Origin of the sequence: Bradyrhizobium macuxiense, assembly GCF_001542415.1 — a bacterium.
In the GTDB taxonomy this organism is placed as follows: Bacteria; Pseudomonadota; Alphaproteobacteria; order Rhizobiales; family Xanthobacteraceae; genus Bradyrhizobium; species Bradyrhizobium macuxiense.
Genome location: NZ_LNCU01000040.1, coordinates 266742 through 276840, shown reverse-complemented (window position 1 = coordinate 276840; position 10099 = coordinate 266742). Strand labels below are relative to the sequence as shown.

Here is a 10099-nt window from a genome sequence, read left to right as displayed (position 1 = left end):
CCGCCGCGCCTGGCAGCCTGCCGCGCTCGCGGTTTTCGCGTTCGGCCTGCTGCTGCCGCTCAGCGAAATGATCCGCCTGCACCCGTATCAATACGCGCACTTCAACCACATCGCCGGTACGGTGCGGACCGCCGACAACTACTTCATGCTGGACTATTGGGGCCTGGCACTGAAGCAGGCCTCCGACGGACTGCGCGAGCAGCTGGTCGAGCGGCAGGAAGTCCCGCCGCAAGACCGCAAGTGGAAGGTCGCGGTCTGCGGACCGCAGCGGCCGGCGCAGGTCGCGCTCGGTCCCGACTTCACGATCGGCTGGGACAGCAACGCCGCTGACTTCGCGATGACGCTCGGCGAGTTCTACTGCAAGGGCTTGGCTGCCCCGGTGATGCTCGAGATCAAGCGCGACGACGTCGTGTTCGCCCGCGTCTACGACATCCGTGGCCGCAGCATCTCGAGCCTGCTCTCGATCCCCGCGCCATAGGGCGCGACGCCTCCGCAGCAGATTCATCGCGCCCTGGCGCGGTGTCGGAGCATGATCGTTTCCGATCATGCCTAGCCTTCACATGGCAGCATGACTGTCACGCCGGAGCGCGGCCTTGCTGCGGTCGGGCGGCAACGCTAGGCTCCCAACAACAGCGCAATGGAGCAATGGACTATGTCGCCAGCGGAAGCGCGCCTGAAGGAAGTGCCGTCGGATATGAGCGCGGCGGAATGGGAGCAGCGGATCAACCTCGCCGCCTGCTATCGCCTGGTTGCCCTCTATGGCTGGGACGACCTGGTCGACACGCACATCTCCGCGCGGGTGCCGGGCCCGGACCATCACTTCCTGATCAACCCCTACGGCCTGATGTTCGACGAGATCACCGCGTCGAGCCTGGTCAAGGTCGACCTCGATGGCAATCAGCTCTCCAAGAGCGACTACAGCATCAACCCGGCCGGCTTCACCATCCATTCGGCGATCCACGAGGTACGCGAGGACGCCGGCTGCGTGCTCCATCTGCACACGATCGACGGGACCGCGGTGTCGAGCAACCCGGACGGACTGCTGCCGCTGAACCAGACCGCGCAGCTCGTCACCCACGATCTCGCCTATCACGACTATGAAGGCATCGCGCTCGATCACGATGAACGCCCACGCCTGCAGCGCGACCTCGGCACCAAGAACCACATGCTGCTGCGCAATCACGGCACGCTGACGGTCGGCCGTTCGGTCGCCTCGGCCTTCGAGCGCATGTACCATCTGGAGCGTGCCTGCTCGATGCAGGTGGCGACCCGCGCGCTCGGCCCGATCACCTATCCGGTCGAGCAGGAGGCGATCGACAAGAACACACAGTTGCTGTCCAACCCGGATCGCGCCGAGCTCCGCTCGACGCAGCTCGTCTGGCCACCGCTGTTGCGCAAGCTCGACCGGGTCAATCCCGGCTACCGTAGTTGAATTTTCACAAACTGCGCGTAGATTAGGGTCAACACCCTCTGCACGACCTGAATCAAAACGCCGCCCAATTCCGGGCGGCGTTTTCACGTTCGGCAAGGGTCGCGGGCTTCGCGCCTCACTTGGCGTCGGCGAAGGCCGCGAGGATGCGGGCCCAGGAGCGGATGCCCTTATGGAAGCTCTTGAGGTCGTACTTCTCGTTCGGCGAATGGATGTTGTCGTCGTCGAGCCCGAAGCCGACCAGCACGCTGTCGAGGCCGAGCGTGCGCTTGAAGTCCGCCACGATCGGGATCGAGGCGCCGGAGCCGATCAGGAGCGCTTCCTTGCCCCATTCGTCGGTGAGCGCGCGCCTGGCGGCTGCCAGCGGCTTCATGTTCCAGTCGAGCGCGATAGCGGGTGCGCTGGAGTGGTCCGTGAACTCCGCCTTGCAGTCCGCCGGCACTCGCGCCTTGACGTAGTCGCGGAACGCCTGCCGGATCTTCTCCGGGTCCTGTCCCTCGACCAGGCGGAACGAGATTTTCGCCGACGCCTCCGCCGCGATCACCGTCTTCGAACCTTCGCCGGTGTACCCGCCGATGATGCCGTTGATGTCGCAGGTCGGCCGCGAGGACACCTGCTCGATCAGCAGCCTGTCCTTTTCACCGGCCGGCAGCGACAACCCGATCGGCTTGAGGAAGCTTTCCGGCGTCAGATTGAGCTTCGTCCACTGTGCCAGGATATCCGGCGGCAGATCCTTCACGCCGTCGTAGAATCCGGGAATGGTGATGTGGCCGTTCTCGTCGTGCAGGCCGCCGAGGATGCGGGTCAGCACGCGGATCGGATTCTGCGCACCGCCGCCGAACACGCCGGAATGCAGGTCGCGATTGGCAGCCTTGATCTTGACCTCGTCATAGACCAGGCCGCGCAGCGAGGTCGTGATCGCCGGCGTGTTCGGATCCCACATGCCGGTGTCGCAGACCAGCGCGAAGTCTGCCTTCAGCTCGGCCTTGTTCGCCTCCAGGAACGGCACGAAATTCTTCGAGCCGACCTCCTCCTCGCCCTCGATGATGACGGTGATGTCGACCGGCAGCGATCCCGTCACCGTCTTCCAGGCGCGGCACGCCTCGACGAAGGTCATCAGCTGGCCCTTGTCGTCCTCGGCGCCGCGCGCAACGATGATCTTGCGACCGTCGGCGTGGTCGGTGACCACGGGCTCGAACGGCGGACGATGCCAGAGATTCAGGGGATCGACCGGCTGCACGTCGTAATGGCCGTAGAACAGCACATGCGGGCGTCCGTCGGTGCTGCCGTTGAGCTTGCCGACCACGGCCGGATGGCCCGCGGTTGGCCGCACCTCGGTTTTGAAACCGAGGGTTGCAAGGTCCGCGGCGAGATGATCGGCGGCCGCCTTGCAGTCCTTGGCAAAGGCCGGGTCGGCCGAGATCGATTTGATTCTCAGAAGCATGAACAGCCGCTCGAGACTGTTGTCGAAATCGGCATCGATGCGGTCGAGGACCGGCTGCAGCTTGGCGTTGGACATCGCGGACATCCTGTTGGTGAAGATAGCATCGGGTTGTAGCCCGCCGGCCGGCCAAGGCAAAGCGCCGGCTCTCTTCGACCGCGCGAGCGCGAGGTGTTACCTCCGCAGCAATCCGCCGAGCGCACCGCGCACGATCGCGCGGCCGATCGACCCGCCGACGGAGCCGCCAACCGACTTGCCGAGATCGGCGACCACGCCACCGACCACCTTGTCGGTCACCGAGCGCGTGACATTGCGCGCAATCACCTGCCCGGTCGACAGCCGGCCGCGCTTGACGTTGGTGCCGAAGATCGCGCCTGCAATCGCACCGATCTGACCGAGGATGCCGCCGCCGTCACCGCCTTCCGCCGGCGCCGCCGTCCCGGCGAGACGCTTCTGGATGATCTCGTAAGCGGATTCTTCGTCGATCGCGGTGTCGTATTTTCCCTTCACCGGGCTCGCATCCATGATCGCCTTGCGCTCCTCGGGCGTGATCGGTCCGATCCGCGCCGATGGCGGCCGGACCAGGATGCGCTCGACCATCGACGGCGTGCCGCCGCCTTCGAGGAACGACACCAGCGCCTCGCCCTTGCCGAGCTCCATGATCACGCGTGCTGTGTCGAGCTTCGGATTGGGCCGGAAGGTCTGCGCTGCCGCGGCAACGGCCTTCTGGTCGCGCGGCGTGAAGGCGCGCAACGCATGCTGCACGCGGTTGCCGAGCTGCGCCAGCACCTTGTCGGGCACATCGATCGGATTCTGCGTGACGAAATAGACGCCGACGCCCTTGGAGCGGATCAGACGCACCACCTGCTCGATCTTGTCCATCAGCGCCTTCGGCGCATCGTTGAACAACAGGTGCGCCTCGTCGAAGAAGAACACCAGCTTCGGCTTTGGCAGGTCGCCGGCCTCCGGCAATTCCTCGAACAATTCCGAAAGCATCCAGAGCAGGAACGTGGCGTAAAGTCGCGGGCTCTGCATCAGCTTGTCGGCGACGAGGATATTGACCATGCCGCGACCGTCGCGGTCGGTCCTCATGAAATCCTTCAGCGTGAGTGCCGGCTCACCGAAGAACTTCGTGCCGCCCTGGTTCTCGAGCACCAGGAGCTGGCGTTGAATGGTCCCGACCGTCGCCTTGGAGACGTTGCCGTAGCTTTGCGCGGCCTTGCGGAGCGGCGCCAGCGGATCTTCCTCATCGTCGCCCGCCTTCCTGCTCCCGTCGGGAGCGATCGCATCGAGCAAGGCGCGCAGATCCTTCATGTCGATCAGCGCAAGGCCGTTCTCGTCGGCGACGCGGAAGGCGACGTTGAGCACGCCTTCCTGCACGTCGTTGAGGTCGAGCATTCGCGACAGCAGCAGCGGGCCCATTTCGGTGACGGTGGCGCGCACCGGATGACCCTGCTCGCCAAACACGTCCCAGAAGATGGTCGAGAACTGATCCGGCTGGAAGGTCAGCCCCATCTCCTTGGCGCGCTTGACAATGAAGTCCTTGGCCTCGCCGACTTCGGAGATGCCGGAAAGATCACCCTTGATATCGGCGGCAAAGACCGGAACACCGGCGCGCGCAAAACCTTCAGCCATGACCTGTAGCGAGACGGTCTTGCCGGTTCCCGTCGCACCGGTCACAAGACCGTGTCGGTTGGCCAGCGCGAGCGTCAGCCACGCTGTCTCCTCACCCTTGCCGATGAAAATCTTCTCGTCGGTATCGGCCAGCTTGTTGTCGGACGTCGCCATCGCTTCATCTCTTCGCGCAGATTAGATCGGCTCGATTGTCGAGCCCGCAGCAATCATATTGCATCTTAGCGGTCGAATAAAACCATCTGCACGCGCAGACGTATAAAGTCACCCCGAGGTTCCTCATACTTTCTTCCGTGCCGGGTGAAGAAAGGGATTGCGCATTGCGACAAGATAGCGTGAATCCGGCGCTCACTCTTGCAGCGGTGCAACACTCACGACGCGATCGAAAAAGAAAACGAACTGAAATGCGCGGATCGCTTGTATTTCGTGGCACGGACGCTCAAGATAAATTCTTAAGAGCTATCCGGCAAAAGCCGGATGAGGCGGGGCAAGATGGACGAACTGGTTGGACAGCTGGCCACAAAGGCCGGCATCGATGGCGCTGTCGCTGAAAAAACCATCGGCATCGTTCTGGGTTTCCTCCGTAACGAGGGACCTTCCGACAAAGTCCAGGCTCTCATCGACCAAATCCCCGGCGCCGAAGCGGCAATCGCCGCCTCCAGCAACAGCGGTGGTCTATCGCGGTTGATGGGCGGCGGAATGATGGCCGCCGGCACCCGACTGATGGCGCTTGGTTTGACCGTGAACGAGATTCAGAAGATCGCGCGCGAACTTTTTGTGTTCGGCCGCGACAAAATCGGAGCGGATCAAATGGGCGAGATCATCTCGGGGACGCCGGGCCTTAGCCAGTTTGCCTGAAGCACACCTTGACGCCCTATCTCTGACGCCCTTGCGCATACGCTCTCTTCTACCTGCATACGAGTATCATGACATACCCCCTCTCCGAGATCGAAGGCCTGTCGGCCTATTGCGCAACCAAACTGAAATCACAAGGTATCCGCACGACCGAAGCGCTGCTTGAAGCCGCCCGCACCGTCAAGGGACGCAAGGCGCTCTCCGCCAAAACCGGGATCAGCGAGCAGCAATTGCTCGAATGGGCCAACATCTCCGACTACATGCGGATTCCCGGCATGGGCAAGGCGAAGGTCGGCCTGATGCGCGCCGCCGGCGTCACCACTGTGCGTGAGCTTGCGCACCGCAATCCGTCGCGGCTGTCGCAGAGCATGAAGGACGCCAATATCAAGCGGAAGCTCGTCCGCGTCATGCCTTCAGAGAAATCGGTCGAACTGCTCATCGAGCAAGCACGCAAGCTGCCTCCCAAGATCACCTATTAGCCTGCCTAAAGGCTCTGCGCCGCTATCGGCTGCGGCCTCGCGTCGGCATGCCTTGACTTGCCGGCGCCGGCAGCGCAAAGCCACCGCATGATGGCAACCAGGCCCATATCATCAGCCGCAGCCGGCGCCGCCGGCCGCGCGCTGCTGCCGGCATTGCTGTCCAAGCCTTATCCGGCGGTGATGGGCATATTGAACGTGACGCCGGATTCATTCTCCGACGGCGGGCAGTTCATCGCGCCCGAACAGGCGCTGGCGCAGGCCCGCAAGCTGGTCGCGGACGGCGCCGACATCATCGACATCGGCGCCGAGTCGACCCGCCCCTATGGCTCCCAGCAACCCGTCTCGGCGGACGCCGAGATGAACCGGCTGGAGCCGGTGCTGGCCGACGTGGTCGCGCTCGGCGTCCCGGTCTCGATCGACAGCATGAAATCGGAGGTTGTGGCCTGGGCGCTAGACCGGGGTGCCGCGATCGCCAATGACGTCTGGGGCCTGCAGCGCGATAGCGGCATGGCGCCGCTCGTCGCCGCGCGCGGCGTACCCGTGATCGTCATGCATAATCGCGAGCGTGCCGATCCGGCGATCGACATCATGCAGGACATCGCGGCCTTTTTTGCCCGTTCGCTCGACATTGCGACAAAGGCCGGCATTTCGTCCGACAAGGTCGTGCTCGACCCCGGCATCGGCTTCGGCAAGACGCAGGAGCAGAGCATGAGGGTGCTGGCGCGGCTCTCCGAGCTCGACGCGTTCGGCCTGCCCGTGCTGATCGGCGCGTCGCGCAAGCGCTTCATCAGCACGGTCGTGCCGTCGGAGCCGCGTGAGCGCATCGGCGGCTCGATCGCGGCGCATCTGATCGCCGCGCAGAACGGCGCGCGCATCATCCGTGCGCACGACGTTGTGGAAACCGTTCAGGCGCTGCGGGTGGCTGCAGCAATCAGGAAACAGCAATGACCGATACGATCTTCATCACCGGGATCGTCATCCATGCCCGTCATGGCGTGATGGAACATGAGACCGAAGTTGGACAGCGCTTCGTCATCGACCTCGAACTCTATACCGATCTTTCGGAGTCCTCGCGCACCGACCGCCTCTCCGACACCGTCTCCTATTCCAACGTGGTGGCGACCGCGACGTCGGCGTTCAAGAACACCAATTACAAGCTGCTGGAGCGCGCCGCCGGCGCAGTGGCCGACGACATCCTCAGCACGTTCCCGCGCATCAGGGCCGTGAAGGTCACGGTCCACAAGCCGCACGCCCCGATCGCCGCGATCTTCGAGGATGTCGGCGTGGTACTGACACGCTCGAGGCATCCACCGTCCCATGCCTAGCGTCCTGATCGCACTCGGCGGCAATGTCGGCGACGTCCGCACGACGTTCCGCAAGGCCATCGCCAACATCTGCGGGATGGCGCAAGCCGCCTTGCTGGCGCGCTCGGCGGACTATTCGACGCCCCCTTGGGGTGAGGAGCAGCAGCAAAGCTTCACCAATGCCTGCATCGAGATCGAGACCAGCCTCGACCCGCATGCGCTATTGTTCACGCTGCACAAGATCGAGACGAGGTTCGGCCGCGACCGCGCCAATGAGCGGCGCTGGGGCCCGCGCACCCTCGACCTCGACATGGTCGCCTATGACGATATCAAGCTCGACAAGCCGGAACTGACGCTGCCTCACCCGCGCCTGTTCGAGCGCGCCTTCGTGCTGGTGCCGCTGGCCGAGATCGTTCCAGACCGCGTCATTGCCGGGCGCCGGGTCGCTGACGCGCTGGCCGGGGTTTCGACCGACGGTATTTTCCGCCTGCCGGACCTCGATTGAGGCCCAAAAAACCTCAAACAACTGTTTGGCTTGGCCGCCCGCCCGTGGCAATTTCCGGCCAAATCAGGTGGCCCCGTCGCGGGGCCGGCGAAGGACATTTTGGGCGGATGACGACCACGACTGACGATTTGCGGCTGGCAGCGGATTTTCCACCGGCGACCTACGAGGACTGGCGCAAGCTGGTCGACGGCGTGCTGAAGGGCGCCCCGTTCGAGAAGCTGGTCGGCAAGACCTATGACGGGTTGAAGATCGATCCGATCTACCGGCGCGCGACCAACACCGGCCCGATCGCCGCCCGCGCCGCCGCGGCCCCCTGGCAGGTCCTGCAGCGGGTCGACCATCCCGACGCCGCGCAGGCCAATGCGCAGGCCCTGCACGATCTCGAGAACGGGGCGACCGGGCTCGAATTCGAATTCGCCGGCGGACCCGGCACGCGCGGCTTCGGCCTTGCCGATGCCAGCAAGGAGACACTGGCCAGGGTGTGCGACGGCATCCATCTTGATGCCGGCATCATGATCGCGCTCAACCCGGTGATCGGGCGTGAGAACGCCGGCGAAACATTCGCCGACATGATCGAGGCCCGCAAGATCGATCCCGCCAAGCTCGACCTGCACTTCAACTATCAGGCGCTCAGCACGGTCGCGGTGCGCGGCGCCGCGGCTGCCGCCTGGGCCGACTACGAGAAGCCATTCGGCAAAGTGGTGAACGGGCTGATCAAGCGCGGCTTCAAGGGACCGTTCGTGCTCGCCGATGGCCGGCCGGTGCACGATACCGGCGGGTCGGACGTGCAGGAGCTCGCCTTCACGCTTGCGGTGGCGCTCGCCTATATGCGCATGCTGGAAGCCGCGGGCATCGAGCTCGACGCCGCGCGCGCGGCCATCTCGTTCCGGCTCAGCGCCGACGCCGACCAGTTCCTGACGCTGGCGAAATTCCGCGCGCTCAGGCTCCTGTGGGCGCGGGTCGAACAGGCCTGCGGCCTCGCACCGAAGCCGATCTTCGTCAATGCGCAGACCGCATGGCGCATGCTGACCCAGCGCGACGCCAATGTGAACATGCTGCGCGCGACGATGGCGACATTCGCCGCCGGCCTCGGCGGCGCCAATGCGATCACCGTGCTGCCGCACACCCTGGCGCTCGGTTTGCCCGACGATTTCGCCCGGCGCGTGGCGCGCAACACCCAACTCGTGCTGCTGGAAGAATCCAACCTCGCAAAGGTCTCCGATCCTGCGGCAGGCTCCGGCGGCATCGAGACGCTGACCTCGCAGCTGTGCGACGCGGCATGGGCGCTGTTCCAGGAGATCGAAAAGGCCGGCGGCATCTTCGCAGCACTTGAGCAAGGCCTGATCCAGCACAAAGTCGCGGCAACGCGGAGCCTGCGCGAAACCAATGTGGCAAAACGCCGCGACGTGCTGACCGGCGCCAGCGAGTTCCCGAACCTGCATGAACCGGACATCGCGGTGCTGGACGTGAAGCCTGCGGCGCCAGTCATCCCGGCCGATGCGACGATCAGGTTCGACGCATTGGCGCCGATGCGCCTCGCCGAACCGTTCGAGGCCCTGCGCGACAGGTCGGATGCGGCGCTGAAGGCGAAGGGTACGCGGCCAAAAATCTTCCTCGCCAATCTCGGCACGCCTGCGGATTTCACCGCGCGTGCCACCTTTGCCAAGAGCTTCTTCGAGACCGGCGGCATCGAAGCGATCGACAGCGAGGGCTTTGCCGATGCAGCGGCACTGGCCACCGCCTTCAAGGCCTCCGGTGCGGCGATGGCCTGCATCTGCTCCTCGGACAAGGTCTATGCCATCAGTGCGGCTGATGCCGGCAGGGCCCTTCACGGCGCCGGAGCGAAGCATATCTATCTGGCAGGGCGCCCCGGCGGCCAGGAAGCGGCGTTGCGGGCGGCCGGCATCGGTGAGTTCGTCTTCGCCGGCGGCGATGCGCTGGCGACATTGCGCGACGCCTATCGGCGGATGGAGCAGACATGACGGCCGAGACATCGACGAAACCTGTTCTGACCGGTGGCTGCCAGTGCGGCGCCGTTCGCTTCGCCGTGTCGTCGGCGCCAACCCGGATCAGCATCTGCCACTGCCGGATGTGTCAAAAAGCCTCCGGCGCGCCGTTCGCCTCCTTCGCGGACATCGATCGCAACGATTTCACTTGGACCCGCGGCAAGCCCGCCGCGTTCAAGTCGTCCTCGATCGCCGAGCGCGACTTCTGCGCCGCCTGCGGCACGCCGTTGAGCTTCCGTCGCATCGACGGGCCACGGATCGAGATCATGACCGGCGCCTTCGACCGGCCGGACCGGGTGGTGCCGACACAGCAATTTGGAACCGAGTCCCGGCTCGGCTGGGTGGTCGGCATTGCCAATCTGCCGAGCCAGACCACGATGCAGAATTACGGCCCGGAGAAGATGGCAACGATCACCAGCCATCAGCATCCGGACCATGACTAGCCAGT

Annotated in this window: 10 protein-coding genes and 1 pseudogene; 9 read left to right on the top strand and 2 right to left on the bottom strand. The window is 64.6% G+C overall.

Annotated features, from left to right (window positions below):
- Both AS156_RS44345 and AS156_RS13875 read left to right on the top strand, forming a co-directional pair.
- Positions 1 to 478: pseudogene (locus AS156_RS44345) on the top strand (hypothetical protein); the annotation flags it as partial.
- 174 nt (positions 479 to 652) lie between these two features.
- Positions 653 to 1432: a class II aldolase/adducin family protein gene (locus AS156_RS13875; protein WP_066504699.1), complete on the top strand. Its 780-nt coding sequence runs from the start codon at positions 653 to 655 to the stop codon at positions 1430 to 1432.
- Positions 1433 to 1547: 115 nt separating this feature from the next.
- Here AS156_RS13875 and AS156_RS13870 read toward each other — a convergent pair whose 3' ends face one another.
- Together AS156_RS13870 and AS156_RS13865 are read right to left on the bottom strand one after the other, a co-directional pair.
- On the bottom strand, positions 1548 to 2948 hold the full coding sequence (locus AS156_RS13870; RefSeq protein WP_066504810.1) for a M20/M25/M40 family metallo-hydrolase: 1401 nt from the start codon (positions 2946 to 2948) through the stop codon (positions 1548 to 1550).
- Between the two features lie 96 nt (positions 2949 to 3044).
- Positions 3045 to 4658 carry a helicase HerA-like domain-containing protein gene (locus AS156_RS13865; protein WP_066504696.1) on the bottom strand — a complete coding sequence of 538 codons (1614 nt, stop codon included), beginning with the start codon at positions 4656 to 4658 and terminating at the stop codon, positions 3045 to 3047.
- Positions 4659 to 4994: 336 nt separating this feature from the next.
- Here AS156_RS13865 and AS156_RS13860 point away from each other — a divergent pair, with 336 nt between their 5' ends.
- From AS156_RS13860 to AS156_RS13830, 7 genes are all read left to right on the top strand, one after another.
- A complete protein-coding gene (locus AS156_RS13860) occupies positions 4995 to 5360 on the top strand; it encodes a hypothetical protein (RefSeq protein WP_066504808.1) in 366 nt (121 codons plus the stop codon).
- 68 nt (positions 5361 to 5428) lie between these two features.
- Positions 5429 to 5836 (top strand): DUF4332 domain-containing protein, encoded by a 408-nt coding sequence (locus AS156_RS13855; protein ID WP_066504694.1) that lies wholly within the window; start codon positions 5429 to 5431, stop codon positions 5834 to 5836.
- Between the two features lie 87 nt (positions 5837 to 5923).
- Positions 5924 to 6784, top strand: a complete 861-nt coding sequence (gene folP / locus AS156_RS13850) for a dihydropteroate synthase (protein WP_066504691.1) — start codon at positions 5924 to 5926, stop codon at positions 6782 to 6784.
- Positions 6781 to 7161, top strand: a complete 381-nt coding sequence (gene folB, locus AS156_RS13845) for a dihydroneopterin aldolase (protein ID WP_066504689.1) — start codon at positions 6781 to 6783, stop codon at positions 7159 to 7161. The genes folP and folB overlap by 4 nt, the downstream gene beginning before the upstream one ends.
- Positions 7154 to 7645 carry a 2-amino-4-hydroxy-6-hydroxymethyldihydropteridine diphosphokinase gene (gene folK, locus AS156_RS13840; RefSeq protein ID WP_066504685.1) on the top strand — a complete coding sequence of 164 codons (492 nt, stop codon included), beginning with the start codon at positions 7154 to 7156 and terminating at the stop codon, positions 7643 to 7645. Before folB ends, folK begins: the two co-directional genes overlap by 8 nt.
- 107 nt (positions 7646 to 7752) lie before the next feature.
- The gene (locus tag AS156_RS13835) at positions 7753 to 9627 is read left to right on the top strand and encodes a methylmalonyl-CoA mutase family protein (protein ID WP_066504684.1); all 1875 of its coding nucleotides are present in this window, start codon (positions 7753 to 7755) and stop codon (positions 9625 to 9627) included.
- Positions 9624 to 10094, top strand: coding sequence for a GFA family protein (locus AS156_RS13830; protein WP_066504682.1), 471 nt, complete (start codon positions 9624 to 9626; stop codon positions 10092 to 10094). The genes AS156_RS13835 and AS156_RS13830 overlap by 4 nt, the downstream gene beginning before the upstream one ends.
- Positions 10095 to 10099 lie beyond the last annotated feature (5 nt).